A 21,703-nucleotide genomic window follows, 5' to 3' on the forward strand; every position below is an offset into this window, starting at 1 on the left:
GAACCCATGACCAACCTGACAAAGCCTGCTGTGGCGCTCAAGAGCGCCGAGGAGATCGCCACCCTCGAAACCGTCCGCGCCTTCCTTTATAAGGAGGCCCGCCTGCTGGATGACCGCCAGTTCGATGAGTGGCTTCAGTGCTACCACCCGGACTCCGAGTTCTGGATGCCCGCATGGGACGTCGATGACCGGCTGACCGAGGACCCGCAGAACGAGATCTCGCTTATTTACTATGACAACCGCGGTGGCATCGAGGACCGTGTCTTCCGGATCAAGACGGACCGGTCCTCGGCCACGTCCCTGCCGGAGCCCCGGACCGGGCACAACATCACCGACGTCGAGATCATGGAGCACAACGGCGACCAGGTGAAGGTGCGCTTCAACTGGTTCACCCTGTACTTCCGCTACAACACCACGGACACGTACTTCGGGACCAGCCACTACACGATCGACCTCGCCGGCAGCGAGCCGGTCATCATGAAAAAGAAGGTTGTCCTCAAGAACGACTACATCCACCACGTAGTGGACGTCTACATGATCTGACGGACCCGCGCCGGTGCCCGGCTTTTGCCCGGCACCGGCCTTGGCCGTTTCACAACCCGTGCCCGTCGGGCACATCCGCACTACCCCGGGTCGCGTCGACGCGACCCCAGCCAGGAGGAAACCATGGGCCACAAAGTAGCCCTCAGCTTCGAGGACGGCGTCACCAAAGTCATCAAGGTCGGCGATTACGAAACCGTGATGGACGCCGCGTACAAGGCACGCATTAACATTCCGTCGGACTGCCGGGACGGTGCGTGCGGCACCTGTAAGGCCTTCTGCGATTCCGGCTCCTTCGATCCGGGCGATTACATTGACGACGCGATGACGGAGGAGGAGCTCGAAAAGGGCTACCTGCTCACCTGCCAGGCGGTTCCGGAATCGGATCTGGCCATTCAGATTCCCGCCACGTCCGAATCCGCGAAAACCTCCGCCACCACCTTCACCTCCACCATGAAGGAACTCAACAAGCATTCGGAAACGACGGTTTCCTTCACCCTGGAGGCGGAAAACCGGGACGCCCTGGCCTTCCTCCCGGGCCAGTACGTCAACATCAAGGTCCCCGGAACCGACGCGGAGCGCTCCTACTCGTTCAGCAGCGGCCCCGAGGTGCAGGAGGCATCGTTCATGGTGCGGGTGACGCCGCAGGGTGCGATGTCCGAATACCTGCGCGACCGGGCGGCGGTGGGCGACACCATCGAGTTCACCGGCCCCTACGGCTCGTTCTTCCTCCGCGAGCCTAAGCGGCCCCTGCTCCTCCTCGCGGGCGGCACGGGCCTGGCCCCGCTCCTGTCCATCCTCGAGAAGCTTGCCGAGAACCCGCCGGCCGTGCCGGTCCATCTGATCTACGGCCTGACCAGGGAGGCGGACATTGTCGGCCTGGACTGGCTGCGCGAGTACGAGGCGAAGCTGCCCGCCTTCACGTGGGATTACATTGCCTCCGAACCGGGGACGTCCGCCCCCCACACGGGCTATGTCACCCAGATCATCGAGCCAAAGCACCTGAACGACGGCGACGTTGACATTTACCTCTGCGGCCCGCCTCCCATGGTCAACGCCGTGTCGAAGTGGCTGGATGCTGAGGGCATCAAGCCCGCCAACTTCTACTTCGAGCGCTTTGCCCCGAAGGAAACCACCGGCGGCGACGCGGAAACAGGGGCACCCGCACCCGCAGAAAAGATTGAAGCCGAAGGCGACACGATGAGCCGCAGCGAGGCGGTCTCCTCCCTGGAGACCGGCCGGCTGGACTTCCGCAAGGAGGACAGCTTCGCCCAGCTGGATGCGCGCATGGGCCTGGAACTCGCGGTGAGCGAGCTGATGCTGGGCCGCCTCAGCGAGGAACAGTTGCACCAGTTCCGCCGGCTCGCCGAAGCCACCACCGGCTCAGTAGCTGCCGGCAGCATCCAGGAACCGGACGAGTTCGCGCGCACCAACGAGGAATTCCACGAATACCTCTTCTTGGTCTGCGACAATCCCATGCTGCTTGAGTCCTACCGCCGGCTCGACGTCCACGCGCAGATGGCTGCGGCCTTCGAAGCAGGGACTCCGATCTTCGAGCGGGTCACACAGGACCATCTTGATGTGGTTGACGCCTTTGAGCGCCAGGACAAGGCGCGGGTGCGGGAGGTCATCATGGCCCATGCGCACGATGCCAAAGAAACCATGGCCGGAGCGATCGACGCCAAGGCGGCCCGCTGATGACGCAGCCATATGCCGGACAGTTCGTTACACCGGGCCGGTACGCCGGCAAGGTGGCGCTGGTGACCGGTTCCGCCCAGGGCATTGGCCAGAAGGTGGCGGAGCGCATCGCGGCCGAGGGCGGCGCCGTCGTCCTCGTAGACCGGGCCGAGTTGGTCCATGAGGTGGCACAGGGGATCCAGGAGGCCGCGCAGGCTACCGGTTCAGGAGGCTCGGCCACTTCCGTGACCGCAGACCTTGAGACATTCGCCGGTGCACAGCAGGCAGTGGAAGCAGCCCTGGCCGCGCACGGTCGCGTTGACGTGCTGGTAAATAATGTCGGCGGCACCATCTGGGCCCGCCCCTACGAAGAGTATGACGAGGAAAAGATCGAGAAAGAGATCCGGCGCTCGCTCTTCCCCACCCTCTGGACGTGCCGCGCCGTGCTGCCGGCCATGCTGGAACAGGGTTCGGGCACCATCGTCAACGTTTCCTCCGTGGCCACCCGCGGCATGCACCGCGTGCCGTATGCGGCGGCGAAGGGCGGGGTCAACGCCCTGACCCAGTCCTTGGCGATGGAGGTGGGCGGCCGCGGAATCCGCGTGGTGGCCGCAGCCCCCGGCGGCACCGAGGCGCCGCCGCGCAGGGTTAAGCGGGGCCCGGAGGTCGAATCGACCACGGAAAAGGCCTGGTACCAGGTGATCGTTGACCAAACCGTGGATTCGTCCTTTATGAAGCGTTACGGGACCCTGGACGAACAGGCCGCACCCATCGTGTTCCTCGGATCTGATGAAGCGTCCTACATCACCGGCAGCATCCTTCCGGTCGCGGGCGGGGACCTGGGCTGAGGACGCCGTGATGGACGGCAGCCGCCGGGTCCGGCAGGCTGGCTCCGGTAGAGTTGCGGCCATGACGGCGGCCTCCATACACGGTGACATGGCGGAGGACTTACCGCTGGTCGGCCGGTCGGGGGTCTTTGAGGAGCTGTTGGGGATTTTCCGGACCGTCCGCAAGGGCAAAGTGGGTGCTGTGGTGCTTACCGGCCCCTCCGGGTCCGGGAAGACAGCGGTGCTGGAGTTCTTTCTTGAGCACTGCCGGACCGGGGCCCGTGGTGTCCGGGTGCTGTCCGCCATGGGCGATGAATGGGAAGCGCAGTTTCCCCTCGCCGGCTACTCCCAGCTCATGCTCACGTCGCCGCTGCGTTCGGTAAAGGACCACGACGGCGGCCCGGTGCTCCCCGCGGGTCCCGTCGCGGCTCTTACCCCCGACCAGGTTGTTAATTACGCTTCCACCCTCAGCAGCCACCTGGAAGGGTTGCAGTCCCACGGCAGCGTTGTTGTCGCCGTGGATGACGTCCACAGACTCGACGTGGAGAGCCTGCGCATCCTCACCTTCGTGATGCGCCGGCTGCACGGAAAACGGATTCTGTTTGTGCTCACCCTTAACCCCGACGACGCCTTACGCGTCCCGACGGGTGCGTTGGACTTCCTGACGGGCCACCAGGTGGCCACGATCCCGCTGGATCCTCTCAGCCCGCAGCAGGTGCAGGTCCTCGCCAGGCGGATGCTCGGCGTTGATCTGAGTGCGACGGCAGCCCACGGCCTGGTCCGGCACACCGGAGGGCTCGCGCAACCGATCGTGGAGTTGCTCCATGAGCTGCCGGCGGAAACCTGGCAGACGTGGTTTCCCTCCCTCCCGCCGACATCCCGGGTGCGCGCCCGGGTGCGTAGTGTCCTGGGGGCAGCGTCCCCCGCGCTGGTGGCCGTCGCGGAGGCCGCGTCATTGCTCGGCAGTGCCGCAAGCATGGCAGAGGTTTCCGAGGTCAGCGGGGTGGGGTCCGTCATGGCGGCCCTCGATGAGGGACACCGTGCCGGGCTGCTGGGGTTGACCGTTGACCAGGCGCGCTCCGCCGTCGTGTTCTTTGAACCAGGCACCGCAGAGGCCATCTACGAGCAAATCGTTCCCAGCCGGCGCATTGCGCTTCATCGGCTGGCCGCCAAAGCGGTGCAGCCCGAGGGTGAACGGCTCGGTCACCTCGTCTCCGCCACACCAGGTGCTGACGAGGCCCTGGCGGAGGAATTGGAGGAATTCGCCCGGCGCCAGGCCAGGGTAGGAGTGTGGCAGGATGCTTCAACAGCTTTGTTCTCCGCATCCCGGCTTTCCCTGGACATCCGTTCCCGGAACGACAGGCTCCTGAGGGCCGTGGATGCACTGGTGGGTTCCGGCAACATTGCCCAGGCCCAGATGTGGACTGCAGCGGTGGACGCCTTGCCGCCGTCGCCGCTTCGCTCGTCCGTCCTGGGCTACCTTTCCACCGCGTCGGGACAGAACGACAGCGCACAGTCGCAGTTGGAGATGGCCTGGCGCACCTCCAACCCCCAGCGTGATCCGGGCGCCGCCGCGCAGGTGGCGCAGCGCTTCGTCCTGCACGGGGTAGCGTCCTGGGACGGACCCATGATCACCACCTGGGCAGAACGGGCCATGGCACTTACGCAGCCGGAATCCCCTGCCCACATTGAATCAGAAGCCATTTACGGCCTGGGCCTGTATGCACAGGGCCGGATTTCGGAGGCGGAGGCCTCCTATCACCGGGCCTTCGAACATGCTGCCGAGAACGCGCAGAAACAGCGGGTCCAGATGGGCGCTGGCTGGCTGGCACTGCGCCTGGACAACGTTGAGACGGCGCTGGTGAACTTCGAGTCCGCGGCTCCCACCGAATACCGGGGAGGCTCGATGCGGATTTCCCTCTGGGCCGAAGCCTGGCTGGCGCGCACCCACCTGGTACTCGGCAATTGGGATGCTGCGGCCGCCACCGTGGCGCGCGCATCCGTGCGGCTCGAGACCTCGCGAATGCCGCTGATCCGCCCGCTGCTTTACTGGACTGCGGCGGAGCTCTGGTCCATGCGGGGAGACTGGGAGCGGGCCCGGTATTACGTCTCCCAGGCCGCAGTGCAGCCCGGAACGTACCGCGCCATGCAGGTGCCGGCGAGCCTCGCCCGTGCCCGCTTCCACGAGGCAAGAGCCGACTACGAAGGCGCCTTGGCTGTCCTGCAGCCGCTGACGGAGCTGGACCCGTGGACCGAGCACCGGGTGTCCTTCTGGCCCTGGCAGGACACCTACGTCAACGCCCTGGTGATGACCGACCAGCTCGACGCCGCCGATTCGTTCCTGACGGCGTTCGAGCGTGTGCCGCGCGAACGGGAAATACCCTCGGATATGGCGAGGATGGCCTGGGCGCGGGGCCGGCTCGTGGCCGCGCAGGGAGACCCGGACACTGCCCGGGAACATTTTGAGGCGTCCTTGGGCCACCTCAGGGGGCTCAACCGGCCGTATCTGCGGGCACGGGTCAGTTTCGCGTTCGGGCAGAGTATGCGCCGGGCAGGCAAACGGCGCTTGGCGTCGACCGTCCTGCGCGCGGCCCGCGACTTATACGACTCCCTGGGCGCAGCGACCTACGTGGAACGGTGCGACCGGGAGCTCAAGGCGACAGGGCTCGACGTCGGGAACGTGCCGGACCCTGCCGACCCGGTGCTCACCGCCGTCAGCAACCACCACCTCCAGCTCACAGCGCAGGAACGGGCGGTGGCCGAACTGGTTGCGGGGGGCGCCACCAACAAGGAGGCGGCCCGGGCGCTGTTCCTGGCGGAGAAGACGGTGCAGTACCACCTGACCCGGCTTTACCGGAAAATGGGAATCCGCTCCCGCAGCGAGCTCGCGGCCGTGTTCCGGGCCAAGGACTGACCCCGTACACGGCCGGCCCTCAGGTCTTTTACGCCGGTGTTTACTTGACGTCCGAGGGGTGCTTTGCGAGCGGCACCACCGAGATGTCCATGTAGGGGAACAGCGGCAGGTTCTGCAGGAGCTCATGGAGTTCGTCGTTCGAATCGACGTCGAAGATCGAGTAGTTGGCGTATTCGCCCACCACCCGCCAGATTTCCGGCCACTTGCCGGAGCGCTGCAGCTCCTGCGAGTAGGCCTTCTCCGTGGCCTTGATCTCCGCGGCTTCATGGGCAGGCAGGTCGGCGGGCAGGTTTACGTCCATGTGGACCAGGTACTTCATGAATGTCCTTTCGGTAAAGCGTTGCTATCTGTCGGTGCGGTAGAGGGCGAGCTTGTCTTCGTCAACTGCGGTACCGACGCCGGGGCCCTCAGGAACGTGGATCCGTCCGCCGGTGATGACCAAAGGCTCAGCCAGCAGGTCGTCGGTCATGTCCAGGTAGTTGGAAAGCTCCGCTGCACGTTTGGCTGTGTGGGCGAACGCGGCGCCGAAGGTCACCGAGGCAGCCGTGCCGACCTGGGTGTCGATCTGGTTGCCGATGTAAACATCAATGCCCATGCCCTCGGCCATCCCGACGATTTTGGCCGCCTCGGTGAAGCCGGACCGCGCCGTCTTCACTGCCAGGAGGTTGGCGCCGCCGGTGAGGATTTCCCGTGCGGCCTCACCGAGGTTGGCGGCAGATTCGTCTGCGGCGATGGGGATGGGGGAGTTCGCCACCAGGCGGCGTCGGCCCAGGACCTCACGCGCGTCGTCGGGCTCTTCAAGGAACTGCAGACCCAGATCCGCCGTGCGGCGAAGCACTTCAGCCGCCTCGTTGGCAGACCAGCCCCGGTTGGCGTCCATGTAGAGCTCGGCATCCTCGCCCAGGCCCTCACGCAAGACCCGGGCGGCCTCGACGTCGAGGTGGAGGGGACGGCGGCCGGTCTTGAGCTTGAATGTGTTGATGCCGTATGTCTGGCGGAACTCCAGCGCCAAGGCCAGCAATTCCTGTGCGGGTTTGAAGCCGAGCATGTGGGAGACACGCAGCGAGTCCGTGTAACCGCCCAGCAGTTTTGTCACCGGCTGCCCGAGGGTCTTGCCGATGACGTCCCAGAGGGCGATGTCCACAGCCCCCTTGGCGGTCTGGTTGTGCACCGTCCGGTACAGGATTGCCTGGACCTTTTCGCGGTCAAAAATGTCGACGCCGACGAGCTGCGGAGCAAAAATGTCCTCCACCACCGCGACGATCGACTTCTGCGTCTCGCCGTAGGTGTAGGGACGCGGCGGGGTGTCAGCGATGCCCACTACGCCCTCATCCGTGCGAAGCCTGATGAGCACATGGTCTGCCTCGTGCACGGAACCGGACGCGAAGTGAAGGGGATGAAGGTAAGGGATCGAGTAGGGAATCGCCTCAATGGCTGCGATCTTCATGCGTGGGTAAGCCTTTCATCAAGGGGAAACGGCGCAGGGCCGGGGGCCGGTGCAGGCGCCGCGGCTCCCGCAGTTGCGGTCACCACGACCTCCAGGAAGTTGTGCAGCAGCGCGGATTGATGCCCGCGCAGCCAGGCGACAGCGAGTTCGACTTCAGGGACGTTTTCAATCTCCCGGTAGGCCACGCCTTCAAGCTGGAAGGCCTGCACGCTGGACGGCATGACCGCCACCCCGCCGCCCGCGGCGACGAACGCCAGCATCGTCGAGGTTTCCCCGACCACCTGGGTGATGCGCGGCTGGAAACCCGCCTGGCGGCAAAGGTCTGCGGTGGTGCGGTAGAGCACAGAGTCGGGCCCGTAGGCGATGAAGTCCTGGTCCTGCAGTTCGTGCATTGCCACGGGCCGGTCCACGGCCAGGGCGCTGAACGAGGGAAGCGCGACAACGAGCGGCTCCCGGGTCACAGTCTTGTAGTCGATGTCCTGCGAAGCGACCGGGGGGCGCAGCAACGCTGCGTCCAGGGTGCCGTCCCGCAGCCCCGCCTCCATGGATGGCGTGAGTAGTTCGCCATGCAGCGCAAGGGACAGGCCCGGCAGGACCTGTTTCGCAAGGCGGGCGATCCGGGGCATGACACCGTACGTGGCGGACCCGGAGAAGCCCACCCGCAAGACGCCGGTGGCGCCCCGGCCCACCTGATAGACATCGGCCTGAAGCGTCGCGACGTCGTTGACGATCTGCCGTCCGCGGTCCAGCAGGAGTTGGCCCGCCGCTGTGAGGTCAACCCTGCGGGTGGTCCGGTTGAGCAGCTTGACTCCAAGCTGATCTTCCAACTGGCGGATCTGCTGCGAGAGAGGTGGCTGCGCCATATGCAGGCGCTTGGCGGCGCGGCCGAAGTGCCGCTCCTCAGCAACCGCGATGAAATAGTTCAACTGGCGGATGTCCAAGCTGGCCCCGTCCTTCCGCTAACCGGCGCCGATGCTGCCCCGGGCTCGTGATTGATTCAAAGAATAACCATAATAAGCCCTACTAGGATAATTTACAGGCGTAATATGCCCGGGGCAGCTGTACGGACTATTTGAGCTGCTCAGCCGGAATGCTGTTCTCTGCGCGGCCTTCGGCGAGCTCCTCGACCTTGTATTCGGCCTCCTCCAGCTTGCGCTGGCGGGGCACCAGGACGGTGACCAGGGCACCGACCAGGGCTACGGCCCCGTAGATATAGAAGGCCGTGGATCCGCCGATGCCCGCGGCGGCCAGCCACCCGCCGATGATCGGACCGAGAACCCCGCCCAGCCGCCCCACGCTGGCGCACCATGCAACGCCCGCGGCCCGGGCATTGGTGGTGAAGTAATTGGACTGGAACCCGTAGATCAGTACCTGGGTTCCCAGGGTGCCCACGCCTGCGAGGGCGATGAAAGCAAACAGCAACGGCAACGGAAAGCTGAAGGTCATCAGCGCCAGTGAAATGGTCGCCAGTGCGAAAGTGGCCGCGATGACCCGTTGGGGGCCGCTCTTGTCCGCCAGGCGGGACGCGAGCAGGCCGCCCGCCACTGCGCCGAGGTTCAGCGCCAGTGGGAAGAACAGGGAATACGTCCGCCCGTAGCCGTAGCCTTCCATGATTTTGGGCAGCCAGGTGTTGAGGCCGTACGTCAGCAGAAGACCGCAGAAGGACATCAGGCCCAGCAGAATGGCTGCCACGGCGAACTGGCGGGAAAACACGGCGGCAAAGCCTGATTTCTGCGGCGCGGCGCCAGCCTGCATGATGACCTGTTCTTCGACGAGCGGGACGCCGGTACGCTGTGCGGCGGCCAGGGCCTCCTCTTCACGGCCCCGGGACAGCAGCCACCGCGGCGATTCGGGCAGCTTGCGCCAGGCAATCGGCAGGAGAATGACCAGCGGCAGGGAGCCGATGATGAACAGCCCGCGCCAGCCGATGCTGTCGAGGAAAAGGATGCCCAGGATGGAGGCCAGGACGCCGCCTGCCGGGATGCCCGAATACACAATGGCGTTGTAGAACTGCCGCCGTCCCGCGGGTGCGAATTCAGCCATGGTGGCACCGGCGCTGGCGATGACAATGCCCAGGCCGAGTCCGGTCGCAAACCGCAGGGCACCGAACGCAGGGACACTGGCGGCGAATGCGGTGGCGAACATGCCGACGGAGAACCAGGCTATGCCCAGGAGCATCAGCCGGCGGCGGCCGAAGAAGTCACCGATAGCGCCGCAAACCAGTGAGCCTACAAGCACCCCGATGAGGGCCCATGATCCGAGGAGGCCGGCGGTGACTGCATCAAATGCTCCTATCTGGCCCGGGTCTGCGAGCAATCCTGGCAGGACGGTGCCGTAAATGACGAGATCATACCCATCAAACAAGAGGGCTGCGCAGATGATGAAGGCCACCCAGTTGGCAGTGCGCGCCTCCTTTTGTGGATTTTCGGCGATGACGGCATGCGGTTGTGACATGGGCCCAAGTCCTCTCTGACTTAAGGGGAGGCTTGCGGCACCGGGAGAATCCGAGGGGCCGTCCTCCGAGTGCTTTCAGCCTGACAGAGGTGTGATTCACAACATATGAGGGGAATGCCCGGCTTTCCGCCCGGGGGGTATTCATATGCTGGTGATCTCAAACTGAAGCTTTTGGTAGTTAAGCACTCGGCAGTGCTGCCCGTCTCAGTCGAGACGATCTGGATATGGACTGCGGGGCCGGAACGGTGGTTTGAAAACTGGCCCGTGGGTAGGCTGGCCAAATGATCAACCCTGCACGCCTTCACTCCGACCTGTCCCGCCTCGGCAGGGAAACAGACATGTTCCTGGCCACCGTTGAGTCCCTTGCCGATGACGAGATGACCGTCCCCTCCCTGTGTGAGGGATGGAGCCGGGCCGACGTTATTGCCCACGTCGCCTCCAGCGGCCGTGCCCTGGTTAATCTCATCGACTGGGCAACCTCCGGCCAGGAACGTCCCCTGTACGCCTCGCCTGAGGCGCGCTCGCAGGAGATCGCCGCCTTGGCGGCCCTGCCGCGGCAGGAGCTCATTGGGAAAGTGCGGGAGTCCGCCCGGAACTTTGCCGAACAGGCACAGCGGCTCAGCGGGGAACTCGCGGCCACCGAAGTCCAGGTCGGCGGCAAGGCGGTCCCCGCCACGTCCATCGTGGCGCTCCGGATTGCCGAGGTGGTGGTGCATCACCATGACCTCGACACTGCCTGGACCGTCGAGGAGGCCGATCCCGATTCGCTGCTGAACGCCCTCGAGGCCGTGGTGCGGTCCCTCCGCGCCAAGGGCGCCCCCGGCATGACGCTGGTGACCGAAGAGCGTGATGAGTGGGTGATCGGCGACGGCGGACTGCGCGTTGTGTCCGACCGCGAGGGCCTGCTCCAGTGGCTGGCGCGCGGGGACGCCGAACACATCGATGTTGACGGCCCGGTGCCGGCGCTACCGGCCTGGTGAGCCCGCCGCCGGCAGATTCTTGGTGAAGGCGAGGGCCCCGATGAGTTCGGGGTCCTGGTCCAGATCGAACTGTGGCTCGTATCCCGTGGTGAGGTAGAGGTGTTTGGCTTCGGGCTGGCGCGGACCGGTGGTGAGATAGACGCGCCGGTAGCCCCGTTGGGCGGCCAGTGACTCCAGCTCTGCCAGCACCAGGCGCGCAAACCCGCGGCGGCGGTGTCCCGAGTGGGTCCAGATCCGTTTGAACTCAGCCGTGTCCGCGTTGTACCGGCGGAAGGCGCCGCCGGCCACGGACTCGCCGTTCTCCTGGATTACCAGCAGCGCCCCGCCTTGCCCCTCGAACTCCGACGCCGGGTAGCGGTTGAGTTCCTCGGCCGCGGCACCGCGGCCAAAGCGGTCGCCGTAGCGGGAGTCGTACTCCACGGCCAGCTCGTCCAGGAGGGGACGGACCCGCGGATCGTGCATGGGCAGGAGCAGGACCGCCAGTGCCGCGGGGTGAGGGGCCACTGGGTTAAGTGCCGCGGGGTCGGGCAGCGCCGGCTTCAGCGTCCCGGGACTGACGGTATTGCTGGTTGTCACGTTCATCATTCAGGCCTTTACGACGGCGGCGGGTCCGGCAGGTGCGGCCTGCCCGGTTGAGTGGGTGGACGTTGAGTGGGTGGACGCTGTGTGCGCGGACGCGGAGCAGGAAACTAGTTCCGCCGCCACTTCCAGGACAGTCCTGGCCAGGGCGTCGTTTTCGCGGAACGGGGCGGCGTTGGTGCGGGGCCTGGCAAAGGCCCCGGCACCCCAGCCTGACGTCCCAGGGCCCACGCCGAAGAGCCGGCCGTGTGCCCGGCCCTGCCCGTCCACGAGTTGATGGCCGTCCGTGACGAGCAGCTTCCCGGTCGAATGGATGCCGTCCGCGGTGAGCAGCTGCTGTTCGCTGCCCAGGCCCGAGGTGTGGAGCGATGCCAGCAGCGGGTTGAGCGAACGGGCCACAGACGTTGCCGGCAGCCGCGCTTCAATGAACGCCTTGGCCCGGACGCTGAAGCCGGCCTGTGCGGAGCCGGCCACAAATTCCCCGGTGGACTCGTCCGCCGTGACGCCCAGGCCCGGGCCCAGGAAACGCAGCAGCCCTGCCCGGTGCAGGGCCAGCATCTCGCGCAGCCGGCGCGGGGGCGGCCCGGAGTCCACGAAGCTGAAGAATCCGTGCCACCAGCCGTGGACGGTCTGCTGGGAACCGGCGTTGAGGCGTTCGGCCGGGACCAGCCGGCCAAGATCCATGTACACCTTCAGGAGTGCAATAAAGAGGGCCATCGTCTCGGGGTGGTCCGGACTGTCGCGAAGTTCGAGATCGTGTTCGATGTAGCGAGCCACGGCCGCCTGGATATCGGCCAAGCCCCCGAACGATTCGCCGGCAAACGGCCGGTCCAGGGCTTCGAGGTCGAGGCGTTGGGCAGGGTCGGCGACCGCCGAGGCGACGAGCTCCTCCCGCGCCGCGCTGTACCAGTCCAGCCCGGCGAAGCGGGCGGAAAATTCCGCCCAGCCGGTGCTGACCCGGTCCGGGCTGCCGGTGAACAGCTCCCGGTAATAGCCATACCCGGCTTCCTTAGCGATGAGCGGCCACAAGTGCGCCTGGAAATCCAGCTCGATGTGGCGTTCCAGCAGGGCACCCACGGCTTCGGCAGTAAAGAAGCGCAGCCCGCCGGGAGCCTCGCCGCGCAGGGAAGCGGAAATCTTGGAGTGGTAGGGCACACCGCGCCGCGATCCCGCCCAGAGCCGCGGTTCCCTGCCGGATGCCCGGTACCGCAGGCCGCCGTCGGGGGTTTCTTCGAACCGGCCGCCGCGCCCTTCCATCAGCAGCACCAGCAGGTCCACGAACGCCAGCCCCATCCCGGCAACAATCACGTCCTGGCCGGGGGCAACGGCTGAATAGTCGACGTCCGTGGTGTAGCTGGGTGCCGCATGGAATCCGCCGTGGCGGGCGGCGAAGCCGGACCAGGCAGCGGACGCGGCGTCCGGCCGCGAGTCCGTGTGGCCAAGCGCGGTGATGACGACGTCGGCGGCCAGCGTCCCGCCGTTGGCCAGCTGCACGAGGTGCTTGCCGGCGTCGTACGCCGGATTGGTAGGGACCGCGGCAGCCGCGACGTTTGCAGGCTCCACCGCGATGGCAGTGGTGCGGTGGACCGTGACGCTGCCGCCGAGTTTGGCTACGGCGCGGCGGAAGAACCACTCAAGGTACTGGCTCTGCAGCTGCCGTGTGGGGAAGGTCGCCCCGGTCAGGGACTGCAGCTGCCCGCGGAGGGCCAGCGGAAAATCGGGGACGTCCGTGATGGACCCGTCCAGCACACCCGCGGCCCACTCGGCGAGGCCCGGGCCGTCGACGGCCGGCCCGCTGCAGGCCACGGAGGCGTCGGTGAACATGGTGACGTCTGCGGCTGCAGAGTTGAGCATCAGGCCGGGGTGCTGGTCGTAACGCCAGATCCGGCCGGAGCCTGGCTCATAGGGTTCCACCACATGGATATCCAGCGCGCCCGGGAACAGCGCATCCCGGTTGGCGGCAAGGCGTTCCAGCACCCCTGCCGTCCGCGGACCGCCGCCGATGAACACCACGGAAGGTACGTGCGCTGGCATGGGGGCTCCTCATCGGGGGATGGTTCGGGCGTGGGCTGGCGGCTCGGGCAGCCTGCTGACGGGACGGCGGCTGAGTGCCCATGCTAGGCAGCCCGCACGACGGCGGTCGAGGGCCTGGTCACGCCCGTTAACTCCGCGTCACAGCACGTCAAGCGGCGCAAAGAACCGACTCATGACGCTGCGCTAAGCCGCGTGAAGCAATGCAACCTGGCGCCTTGCTGCCCCTTTCCGGGCGGCCCTAGATTGGCAGCCAGAACGCGAGGTTTTGCCCCGCATCACGGTCCCGGCACACCAGCGCCGGGGTGCCCCAATCCAACAGATGAAACGAGGTGGCGCATGAGTTCAGCAGTCAGCAACGAGACTCGACCGGCAGGGTCCGGATCAGCAGGGTCCGGATCAGCAAGGTCAGGATCGGTAGGGTCGGTTCAGGCGGAAGCAGAGTCGGCACAGGCACTGCCGGCTCCAGGACCGGCGTCCACCGCGGCGGGAATTTCCGGCCCGTCCGGCAGAAGTACGAGGACCACCACCGAGGGAACCACCAACCCGGCCCCCCGCGGCCCGGCCACCGACTACTCCGGCTACCCCTTAGTTGGCTCCAAGCATCCCTGGCGCTGGGTGGGAACGGCGGCAGTGGCACTCGGCGTAGCCGCGGTCGCGTGGTCGCTGGCCACCAACCCGCGGTGGGAATGGGGGGTGGTGGCGCAGTGGTTCACCGCCCAGTCCGTGGTCAACGGGCTTTTGGAGACGCTGAAGCTCACGGCCATTTCCGGGATCCTCGGGTTCGTCCTGGGGTTCATCCTGGCGCTGATGCGGCTGTCCGCCTCACCGCTGCTGGTCTCCGTCTCGTGGACCTTCTCCTGGATCTTCCGTTCCACGCCGCTCCTGGTCCAGATGCTGCTCTGGTACAACCTGGGGTACCTCTACGAGAAGATCAGCCTCGGCATCCCTTTCACGGACGTCCGCTTCTTCGAAGTGCAGACCACCACACTGATCAGCCAGTTTGCGGCAGCAGTGCTGGGGCTGACCCTGAACCAGGCCGCGTACTCGGCGGAGATCATCCGCGGCGGGATCCTGTCCGTGGACCAGGGGCAGCTCGAGGCGGCAGCCGCACTGGGCATCCCGGCGTGGCGCAGGTCCACGCGGATTGTCCTGCCGCAGGCCATGCGGGCCATCCTGCCCACGGCCTTCAATGAGATCATCGGCCTGGTCAAGGGCACGTCCATTGTGTACGTGCTGGCATATTCGGAGCTGTTCTACACCGTGCAGGTCATCTACAACCGCACGCAGCAGGTCCTGCCGCTGCTCCTGGTGGCCACCCTCTGGTACGTGGTGATCACGTCCGTGCTCAGCGTGTTCCAGTACTACATCGAACGGCACTACTCCAAGGGCGCCGTGCGGACGTTGCCGCTGACGCCGCTGCAGAAGGCCCGCAAATTCTTCGCCACCCACGCCGTGGCCCCCAACCGAGCAAGGAGGCTGCGATGAGCGCCGCCACTGCCGCCCAGACCGCCACCCAAACTGCCACCGATGCTGGCGTCCGCACTGAAGCCGCAGCACCCACCCGTGGACTCGTGGAGATCACCAAGGTCCGCAAGTCGTTCGGCGCCACCGAAGTCCTGAAGGGCATCACCCTCACTGTTGAACCGGGCGGAGTGGCCGTGATTGTGGGCCCGTCCGGCTCGGGCAAATCCACCCTGCTGCGCACCATCAACCACCTGGAAAAAGTCGACGGCGGCCACATCGCCATCGACGGCACACTCGTCGGATACGAGGTCCGGGGACGGCGGCTGCACGAGCTCCGCGAGAAGGACATCCTGAAGCAGCGCACCGAAATCGGCATGGTGTTCCAGAACTTCAACCTCTTCCCGCACCTCACCGCCCTGGAAAACGTGGCCGAGGCGCCGGTGGTGGCCCAGGGCCGCTCCAAGGAGGAATCCCGGAAGCGCGGACTCGAACTCCTGGACCGGGTGGGCCTGAAGGACCGTGCGGGCGCCTACCCCCGCCAGCTGTCCGGCGGGCAGCAGCAGCGCGTGGCCATAGCCCGCGCCCTTGCCCTGAACCCCAAGATCCTGCTGTTCGACGAGCCCACCTCTGCCCTCGACCCCGAGCTGGTCAACGAGGTGCTGGACGTCATCCGCGAACTGGCGAAGTCCGGCACCACGCTGATCATCGTCACGCATGAGATGGGCTTCGCCCGCGACGTCGCGGACACGGTGGTGTTCATGGACGAGGGCCAGATTGTGGAACAGGGCAGCCCGGAACAGATTTTCGCCAACCCGCAGGAACCCCGCACCCGGAGCTTCTTCTCCAAAGTGCTTGAACCGGCTTTCAACATCTAAAGGATCCATCATGGCATTTTTCACTCGTCCTCACCGCACCCCAGTCCGCGTGCGCTCGCTGGCGGTACTCCCCGCCGTCGTACTTCTCGGAACGGCCGCACTCGCCGGGTGCTCAGATCCTGGCGCTTCCGCCTCAGCGTCCGGCGGCGCATCCGCGACGGCGGCACGCAACGGCGTGGTCTACAACACCGCCCCTGACCAGCAGCGCATCCGGGCGGAGAAGGACGCGGCGCTCGCCGCCAAGGTCCCTGAGCTGATTGGCAAGGACGGCAAGCTGACCGTGGCCACCACGGCAGGATCCATCCCGCTGACCTTCCACGCCACGGATGACAAGACGCCGATCGGTGTGGAACTTGACCTCGCCCAGCTCGTGGCGGACAAGCTGGGGCTGGAACTTGATGTCCAGGTCACCTCCTGGGAGAACTGGCCGCTGAAGACGCAGTCCGGCGACTTTGAGGCCGTGTTCTCCAACGTGGGCGTCAACAAGGACCGCGTGAAATTGTTCGATTTCGCCACCTACCGGGCGGCGTTCATGGGCTTCGAAGCCAAGAAGTCGGCCACCTACAACATCAAGGGCGCTGACGACATATCGGGCCTGAAGGTCTCCGTGGGTTCGGGCACCAACCAGGAGAAGATCCTGCTGGCCTGGAACAAGGAGTTGGAGGACAAGGGTAAGGCCCCCGCCGTCCTGCAGTACTACTCCACCGACGCCGACACCATCCTGGCGCTCTCCTCCGGCCGGACCGATCTCAACATCGCCCCGTATCCGTCCACCGCGTACCGGGAAAACACCCGGGATGACCTGAAAGTGGTGGGCAAGGTCAACGCCGGCTGGCCGTCCGAGACCCTCGTGGCCGCCACCACCCTCCGTGGCAACGGCCTTGCTCCCGTCCTCACGGAAGCCCTCAACTCCGCCATCCAGGACGGGTCGTACGCCGAGGTCCTGGAACGCTGGGGCCTCTCTGAGGAAGCCCTGCCGGAATCCAAGACGGTCACCGCGGAAAGCTTCGCGGCCGCCCAGGCCAGCGCCACCCCGACCAGTGCCACCCCGGCCGGAGCCGCCCCGACCAGTTCCACCCAGGCCGGAGCGGCAAAATGAAGTTCCAAATCCTGGACATCATCCCGCACCTGAAGAACCCGCTGACGGGCGAAATCGTCTCCACGGCGGACCGGCTCAATCAGGTGGTGGAGACCGCGCGCCGGGCCGAGGAACTTGGCTTTGACAGCTTCTCGGTAGGGGAGCGGCACGCCGGCGAGTTCATCTCTTCCTCGCCCACCACCGTCCTGGCCGCCATCGCGGCAGTCACGGACCGGATCCGGCTGCAGAGCGGCGTGACGGTGCTTTCCGTCCTGGACCCGGTGCGGGTGGCGGAGGATTACGCCACCATCGACCAGCTGAGCCGTGGGCGGCTGGAACTGGTGATCGGCAAGGGCAATGAAGTCCTGCAGTACCCGCTTTTCGGTCTGGACCTTGCTGACCAGTGGGACCTGCTGGCGGAAAAGTACGAGCTATTACGGCGGCTCTGGCGCGAGGAAGAGGTCACCTGGTCCGGCCGGTTCCGTGCGCCGCCGACCACCACCACTCCACGGCCCTTCGCCGGCCCGCTCCGGATTTGGCACGGGTCTGCTACAACGCTGACGTCGGCTTCGCTTGCTGCCCAATGGGGCGACCCGCTCTTTACGGCCAACGCCATCCAGCCGCGGGAAAACTACCAGGTGTTGATTGACCATTACCGGCAAGAATACGAACGCCACGGCCACGATCCGAAGCAGCAGTACCTCGGGTCGGGCAGCGGTGCCGGGGGAGTGTTCATCGCGGACACCACCCAGGAAGCCATCCGCCAGTACGGCCCGGTCTACGAGGCGCTCACCGCGAACCGCAACGTCCCGGGTAACAACTCGCCGTTCCGCGACATCCAGCACGCGGTGGCCGAGGGGCCGGCGCTGGTGGGCAGCCCGGAACAGGTGATCGACAAGATCCTCAGCTACCACTCGCTGTACGGCCACGATCTGCAGTCCATTTCGCTGCCCACCACGCTGCCGTTCGAACAGCAGCTGGACATCCTGGAACGGTTCGCACTCGAGGTCATCCCCGCCGTCCGGGCCGCAGCGCCCACCACGCTGTGGGAGGCCGAAGACCCGTACGGCAGCCGCCCGGAGTCCGCCCGCCCGACCGCCGACTCGACCGCCCACCCGACCAGCAGGAGTACACATGCCCTCGTCCACTGAGACCGCCCTTGAGTCCTTCGACGCCGACTGGCAGGACTGGCACGCCGCCCACGAACGCAACCGCGCCCACCCGCACGGCTTCCTCGCGGTGACCCACCTGCACTGGCTGGGCGCGGAAGCTACCCCGCTGGAAGGTGCCCCCGGCACCTGGAGTGCGGAGAACGACGTCGTCCGCGTTGTCCTGGAACCGGGTGAGAGCCTGCAGCGGGACGGGCAGGAACTGAACACCGCAGGGGGAACCCTCGAGTTCGGCCCCATTGAAGAGCGCGGCGGCATCAATCTGGTGGCAGGTGAGACGGTCATCGAGGTGGCCAAGCGCGGCGGCGAGTACATCGTCCGGCCGCGGAACCCCGGCAACCCGCTGCTGCAGGAGTACCAGGGCACACCCGCCTATACGCCGAATGCCGTCTTCGCCGTGGCCGGAACGTACGTGCCGTTTGAGGTGCCGCGCTCAACCACGGTGGGCGCCGCCGTCGAAGGCATCCAGCACGTGTACCAGGCGCCGGGTGAGATCCGGTTCAAGCTGGCCGGCCAGGAGCTGGCGCTGACCGCGTTCAACGGCCACGCCCCGGGCTCGCTGTCGGTGCTGTTCACGGACCAGACCTCCGGCAAAACCACCTACGAGGCGAACCGTTCACTCTCGGTGGTTCCGGCAGCGGACGGCGCCGTGCACCTGGACTTCAACCGCGCCGTGAACCTGCCCTGCGCCTACACCGACCTGGCCACCTGCCCGCTGCCGCCCGCCGAAAACCGGCTGCCGGTGCCCATCGAAGCAGGGGAAAAGATTCCCTACGAACGTCAGGACCAGAAGTGAGCACTCCAAAACACCGCACCGCGAAGGCGGGCAGAGCCGGTTTCCTGGCCATCGAACTGGACGGTGCGGGCTGGGGCGGTACCGGCTTTGGCAGTCATACCGGGTTCGGCAGCCTCGCCGAGGCCGTGCTGGCCGCTGAATCCGCAGGGTTCCACGTGGCCACTTTCGCGGACGCGCCGGTTCCGGGCCGGGCCAACGCCCTGCAGCGTGCCGCCTACGCCGGGCCGCTGACCCGGACCATCGCGCTGGTTCCCGAAGTGGACACCGTGTACACCGAGCCGTTCCACGTCTCCACCCAGCTCGCCAGCCTCGACTATGTCTCCGGCGGCCGTGCCGGATGGATCGCCACCGCAGCGGAATCACCCGAGGCAGCCGCCGCCGTCGGACGCTCGGCTGTGACTGGCGGTGCGCTGGCGCAGGAAGCCGCAGCCTCCATCGAGGTGTCCCGCCGGCTGTGGGACTCGTGGGAGGACGACGCCGTGATCCGCGACGTCGCCACGGGCCGGTACATCGACGTGGACAAGCTGCACTACGCGGACTTCGAGACCCCGGCCGATTTTGCCGGTCCGGCCTACTCGGTCAAGGGCTCGTCCATCATCCCGAGGCCGCTGCAGGGGCAGCTGCCCGTGCTGGCCGCGGCCTCCGTAGTGGGCGCGGGGCAGGTTGCGGCAGATGCAGTGGACGCTGTCCTGGTCACCGCACCCACGCCCGAACTGCTCGCCGCAGAGGTCCGTGACGTCCGGGCCCGGGTCGGTGCCGCCGTGGCGGTCATCGCCGAGCTCGACGTCGTCCTGGACTCGCGCGGGCAGGGTGCGGCTGAGCGGGCGGCCGGCGCCGGAAGCGGCCGCGCGCGATACACCGGCACTGCTGCCGGGCTCACGGGCCTCCTTGCGCTGCTGTTGACGGAGGCCGACGGCGTCCGTCTTCACCCGGCGTCGCTCGCCCTGGAGCTGGACGAGCTTTCACGCCTGGTCCTCCCGGAGCTGAGGCGCCGGGGCGTCCTTCGGGCGCCGGTGCAGGACGGCACCTTCCGTGACCTGCTGAGGCTGACCCGTCCGGCCAGCCGCTACACATCCGCCGCCGTCGGCGCCGGAAAGTAAGGGAAAACCATGACACAGCACAGCAGTGCTAAATCCGCAGTTTTCACGCCTACTGGGAAGATCCAGTTCGGCATCTTCTTCCAGGGGGTCAACTCCGGCACCATCTGGAAGGCTGCCGAATCGGGCTCCCAGACCGACTTCGAATCGTTCCGCCGCATTGTCCAGACCGCCGAGCGCGGGCTGTTCGCGGCGTTCTTCCTGGGCGAGGGACTCCGCCTGCGGGAGCACCTGGGCAGGCCGCACGCGCTGGATGTGGTCGGCAGGCCTGACGCGCAGACCATGCTCGCCGCCCTGGCGTCGGTGACCAAAAACATCGGGCTGGTGGCCACCCAGAACACCACGTACAACGACCCCGCGGACCTGGCGCACAGGCTCGCCTCGCTTGACCTGATCTCCGGCGGCCGTGCCGCTTGGAACATCGTGACCACGGACAACGCCTGGACCGGCGCGAACTTCCGCCGGGGCGGATACCTGGACCACGCCGACCGTTACAGGCACGCCGAGGCGTTCGTCCAGACGGCCAAGCGCATCTGGGATTCCTGGGAAACGCCGTCCGGTCCCGCCCGGCGGGTGCTCCACGAGGGCCAGCACTACACGGTGGATGTAACCCCGGTACTGCCGCGAAGCGCGCAGTACCGGCCGGTGCTTTTCCAGGCCGGCGACTCCCCGGAAGGGCGCGACTTCGCCGCCCGCCAGGCGGACGTCATCTTCTCGGCCCACCCCAAGTTTGAGGCCGCCGTCGAGTTCCGCAAGGACCTCGTGGCCCGCTCGCTTGCCGCCGGTCGCGGCGCCAACGCCGTGCAGATCATGCCGGCCAGCGAATTCATCCTCGCGCCCACCGCCGAGGAAGCTGCCGCAAAGAAGGAGTGGGTGCGCAGCCTGCAGATCGGCCCGCAGCAGGCCGTGGCCTACCTGGAGCAGTTCTGGGGCCGCGAGCTCTCCGAATACGACCCCGACGGGCCGCTCCCGGAGATCGATCCCGTGGTGGAGGAGACCTCCGAGACCCGCGGCAGCGGCTTCCACGGTGCCAAGGCGCGGCAGCTGGCGGACCAGTGGCGGGCGGAGGCCAAGGACAAAGGCCTTTCCATCCGGCAGTTCGTCACCTCGAAGACGGCCCGCATTGATGCGACCTTCACGGGTTCCTACTCCGCGGTGGCCGACCAGCTGGCTGAATTTGCACGGGTGGGCGCCGTGGACGGCTTCAACATCTCGCCGTGGCTGATTCCCACGGGTCTGGACGACATCGTGAACCACCTGGTGCCTGAGCTGCAGGAACGGGGCGTCTATCCGACGGAGTACGCGGGAACGACGCTGCGGGAAAACCTGGGGCTGGAGACACCGGTTCGTACCGCGGATGAGGCCGCGGAGACGGTCCGCGCCTGATGCATGTGGCGGGTTTCGGGGGAAGGGTCGACGATGGCGGCGAGGAGAGCGCCGTCGTCGACCCTTCCGCTGATGGTGCCGGGAGCCGCGGTACCGTCATGCTGCAGCTGGCGGTGTGGGAGCAGCGCCTGTAGGGTTTCTGGCGTGGCCGCCGGGTTGGCGTTACTCGTTCTGATCCGACTCGCTGTCCGCACGTACTCGAGTCCTCCAACCCGCACATGTCAGTGTGACATCTATGACCGTCAGAGCGAGATGTTCGGAATGCACGCATTGGACTCCATCCTGACGCTGTTGGGGCCAGGACCTGACGTCAGGTTGGGGTGTAGTTCAGCCTGTTGTGGTCTGAAAGACGATGTTGTGCAAGGGCTTCAGCGAACTTGCACAGA

Annotated in this window: 19 protein-coding genes; 13 read left to right on the forward strand and 6 right to left on the reverse strand. The window is 66.5% G+C overall.

What is annotated here, in order from left to right:
- The first annotated feature begins 6 nt into the window (after positions 1-6).
- The 4 genes from benB to AC1DIM_RS15015 all read left to right on the forward strand — a co-directional run bounded on the left by benB (position 7) and on the right by AC1DIM_RS15015 (position 5,958).
- Positions 7-543, forward strand: a complete 537-nt coding sequence (benB, locus tag AC1DIM_RS15000) for a benzoate 1,2-dioxygenase small subunit (RefSeq protein WP_477711292.1) — start codon at positions 7-9, stop codon at positions 541-543.
- 123 nt (positions 544-666) lie between these two features.
- Complete coding sequence (gene benC, locus AC1DIM_RS15005) at positions 667-2,238, forward strand: benzoate 1,2-dioxygenase electron transfer component BenC (protein ID WP_477711293.1); 1,572 nt, start codon at positions 667-669, stop codon at positions 2,236-2,238.
- Positions 2,238-3,065, forward strand: a complete 828-nt coding sequence (locus AC1DIM_RS15010) for a 1,6-dihydroxycyclohexa-2,4-diene-1-carboxylate dehydrogenase (RefSeq protein WP_477711294.1) — start codon at positions 2,238-2,240, stop codon at positions 3,063-3,065. The genes benC and AC1DIM_RS15010 overlap by 1 nt, the downstream gene beginning before the upstream one ends.
- Positions 3,066-3,126: 61 nt before the next feature.
- Positions 3,127-5,958, forward strand: coding sequence for an AAA family ATPase (locus AC1DIM_RS15015; protein WP_477711295.1), 2,832 nt, complete (start codon positions 3,127-3,129; stop codon positions 5,956-5,958).
- A 40-nt stretch (positions 5,959-5,998) separates the two neighbouring features.
- On the opposite strand, the gene catC is transcribed toward AC1DIM_RS15015, so the two are convergent.
- The 4 genes from catC to AC1DIM_RS15035 form a co-directional block, all read right to left on the reverse strand.
- A complete protein-coding gene (gene catC, locus AC1DIM_RS15020; RefSeq protein ID WP_477711296.1) occupies positions 5,999-6,277 on the reverse strand; it encodes a muconolactone Delta-isomerase in 279 nt (92 codons plus the stop codon).
- A gap of 24 nt (positions 6,278-6,301) precedes the next feature.
- A complete protein-coding gene (locus AC1DIM_RS15025; protein WP_477711297.1) occupies positions 6,302-7,405 on the reverse strand; it encodes a mandelate racemase/muconate lactonizing enzyme family protein in 1,104 nt (367 codons plus the stop codon).
- Complete coding sequence (locus AC1DIM_RS15030; protein ID WP_477711298.1) at positions 7,402-8,346, reverse strand: LysR substrate-binding domain-containing protein; 945 nt, start codon at positions 8,344-8,346, stop codon at positions 7,402-7,404. The genes AC1DIM_RS15025 and AC1DIM_RS15030 overlap by 4 nt, the downstream gene beginning before the upstream one ends.
- A 127-nt stretch (positions 8,347-8,473) precedes the next feature.
- Positions 8,474-9,859, reverse strand: a complete 1,386-nt coding sequence (locus AC1DIM_RS15035) for an MFS transporter (protein WP_477711299.1) — start codon at positions 9,857-9,859, stop codon at positions 8,474-8,476.
- A 281-nt stretch (positions 9,860-10,140) separates the two neighbouring features.
- On the opposite strand from AC1DIM_RS15035, the gene AC1DIM_RS15040 reads away from it, so the two are divergent.
- Positions 10,141-10,839, forward strand: a complete 699-nt coding sequence (locus tag AC1DIM_RS15040; protein WP_477711300.1) for a maleylpyruvate isomerase family mycothiol-dependent enzyme — start codon at positions 10,141-10,143, stop codon at positions 10,837-10,839.
- On the opposite strand, the gene AC1DIM_RS15045 is transcribed toward AC1DIM_RS15040, so the two are convergent.
- Positions 10,825-11,301 (reverse strand): GNAT family N-acetyltransferase, encoded by a 477-nt coding sequence (locus tag AC1DIM_RS15045; RefSeq protein WP_477711336.1) that lies wholly within the window; start codon positions 11,299-11,301, stop codon positions 10,825-10,827. The two genes, AC1DIM_RS15040 and AC1DIM_RS15045, sit on opposite strands and share 15 nt — an antisense overlap.
- 123 nt (positions 11,302-11,424) lie before the next feature.
- The gene (locus tag AC1DIM_RS15050) at positions 11,425-13,452 is read right to left on the reverse strand and encodes an FAD/NAD(P)-binding protein (protein WP_477711301.1); all 2,028 of its coding nucleotides are present in this window, start codon (positions 13,450-13,452) and stop codon (positions 11,425-11,427) included.
- Between the two features lie 336 nt (positions 13,453-13,788).
- On the opposite strand from AC1DIM_RS15050, the gene AC1DIM_RS15055 reads away from it, so the two are divergent.
- The 8 genes from AC1DIM_RS15055 to AC1DIM_RS15090 are packed head-to-tail and all read left to right on the forward strand — an operon-like array spanning position 13,789 to position 21,451.
- Positions 13,789-14,937, forward strand: a complete 1,149-nt coding sequence (locus tag AC1DIM_RS15055) for an amino acid ABC transporter permease (RefSeq protein WP_477711302.1) — start codon at positions 13,789-13,791, stop codon at positions 14,935-14,937.
- Complete coding sequence (locus tag AC1DIM_RS15060; protein WP_477711303.1) at positions 14,934-15,791, forward strand: amino acid ABC transporter ATP-binding protein; 858 nt, start codon at positions 14,934-14,936, stop codon at positions 15,789-15,791. The genes AC1DIM_RS15055 and AC1DIM_RS15060 overlap by 4 nt, the downstream gene beginning before the upstream one ends.
- Before the next feature lie 10 nt (positions 15,792-15,801).
- Positions 15,802-16,890 carry a transporter substrate-binding domain-containing protein gene (locus AC1DIM_RS15065; RefSeq protein ID WP_477711304.1) on the forward strand — a complete coding sequence of 363 codons (1,089 nt, stop codon included), beginning with the start codon at positions 15,802-15,804 and terminating at the stop codon, positions 16,888-16,890.
- Entirely contained in the window at positions 16,887-18,020 is a 1,134-nt protein-coding gene (locus AC1DIM_RS15070; protein ID WP_477711305.1) for an LLM class flavin-dependent oxidoreductase, read from the forward strand. Before AC1DIM_RS15065 ends, AC1DIM_RS15070 begins: the two co-directional genes overlap by 4 nt.
- Complete coding sequence (locus tag AC1DIM_RS15075) at positions 18,004-18,834, forward strand: DUF1684 domain-containing protein (protein WP_477711306.1); 831 nt, start codon at positions 18,004-18,006, stop codon at positions 18,832-18,834. The genes AC1DIM_RS15070 and AC1DIM_RS15075 overlap by 17 nt, the downstream gene beginning before the upstream one ends.
- Complete coding sequence (locus AC1DIM_RS15080; RefSeq protein ID WP_477711307.1) at positions 18,831-19,934, forward strand: LLM class flavin-dependent oxidoreductase; 1,104 nt, start codon at positions 18,831-18,833, stop codon at positions 19,932-19,934. Before AC1DIM_RS15075 ends, AC1DIM_RS15080 begins: the two co-directional genes overlap by 4 nt.
- Before the next feature lie 9 nt (positions 19,935-19,943).
- Positions 19,944-21,317: an NtaA/DmoA family FMN-dependent monooxygenase gene (locus AC1DIM_RS15085; protein WP_477711308.1), complete on the forward strand. Its 1,374-nt coding sequence runs from the start codon at positions 19,944-19,946 to the stop codon at positions 21,315-21,317.
- Complete coding sequence (locus tag AC1DIM_RS15090; protein ID WP_477711309.1) at positions 21,317-21,451, forward strand: hypothetical protein; 135 nt, start codon at positions 21,317-21,319, stop codon at positions 21,449-21,451. Before AC1DIM_RS15085 ends, AC1DIM_RS15090 begins: the two co-directional genes overlap by 1 nt.
- Positions 21,452-21,703 lie beyond the last annotated feature (252 nt).

This window comes from Pseudarthrobacter sp. 01T43, from assembly GCF_056398665.1.

What these genes read in the sequence shown, in the direction of transcription:
- benB (WP_477711292.1), top strand. Translation starts at nt 7, where the DNA reads ATGACCAACCTGACAAAGCCTGCTGTGGCGCTCAAGAGCGCCGAGGAG.
- benC (WP_477711293.1), top strand. Translation starts at nt 667, where the DNA reads ATGGGCCACAAAGTAGCCCTCAGCTTCGAGGACGGCGTCACCAAAGTC.
- AC1DIM_RS15010 (WP_477711294.1), top strand. Translation starts at nt 2,238, where the DNA reads ATGACGCAGCCATATGCCGGACAGTTCGTTACACCGGGCCGGTACGCC.
- AC1DIM_RS15015 (WP_477711295.1), top strand. Translation starts at nt 3,127, where the DNA reads ATGACGGCGGCCTCCATACACGGTGACATGGCGGAGGACTTACCGCTG.
- catC (WP_477711296.1), bottom strand. Translation starts at nt 6,277, where the DNA reads ATGAAGTACCTGGTCCACATGGACGTAAACCTGCCCGCCGACCTGCCT.
- AC1DIM_RS15025 (WP_477711297.1), bottom strand. Translation starts at nt 7,405, where the DNA reads ATGAAGATCGCAGCCATTGAGGCGATTCCCTACTCGATCCCTTACCTT.
- AC1DIM_RS15035 (WP_477711299.1), bottom strand. Translation starts at nt 9,859, where the DNA reads ATGTCACAACCGCATGCCGTCATCGCCGAAAATCCACAAAAGGAGGCG.
- AC1DIM_RS15040 (WP_477711300.1), top strand. Translation starts at nt 10,141, where the DNA reads ATGATCAACCCTGCACGCCTTCACTCCGACCTGTCCCGCCTCGGCAGG.
- AC1DIM_RS15045 (WP_477711336.1), bottom strand. Translation starts at nt 11,301, where the DNA reads ATGCACGATCCGCGGGTCCGTCCCCTCCTGGACGAGCTGGCCGTGGAG.
- AC1DIM_RS15050 (WP_477711301.1), bottom strand. Translation starts at nt 13,452, where the DNA reads ATGCCAGCGCACGTACCTTCCGTGGTGTTCATCGGCGGCGGTCCGCGG.
- AC1DIM_RS15055 (WP_477711302.1), top strand. Translation starts at nt 13,789, where the DNA reads ATGAGTTCAGCAGTCAGCAACGAGACTCGACCGGCAGGGTCCGGATCA.
- AC1DIM_RS15060 (WP_477711303.1), top strand. Translation starts at nt 14,934, where the DNA reads ATGAGCGCCGCCACTGCCGCCCAGACCGCCACCCAAACTGCCACCGAT.
- AC1DIM_RS15065 (WP_477711304.1), top strand. Translation starts at nt 15,802, where the DNA reads ATGGCATTTTTCACTCGTCCTCACCGCACCCCAGTCCGCGTGCGCTCG.
- AC1DIM_RS15070 (WP_477711305.1), top strand. Translation starts at nt 16,887, where the DNA reads ATGAAGTTCCAAATCCTGGACATCATCCCGCACCTGAAGAACCCGCTG.
- AC1DIM_RS15075 (WP_477711306.1), top strand. Translation starts at nt 18,004, where the DNA reads ATGCCCTCGTCCACTGAGACCGCCCTTGAGTCCTTCGACGCCGACTGG.
- AC1DIM_RS15085 (WP_477711308.1), top strand. Translation starts at nt 19,944, where the DNA reads ATGACACAGCACAGCAGTGCTAAATCCGCAGTTTTCACGCCTACTGGG.
- AC1DIM_RS15090 (WP_477711309.1), top strand. Translation starts at nt 21,317, where the DNA reads ATGCATGTGGCGGGTTTCGGGGGAAGGGTCGACGATGGCGGCGAGGAG.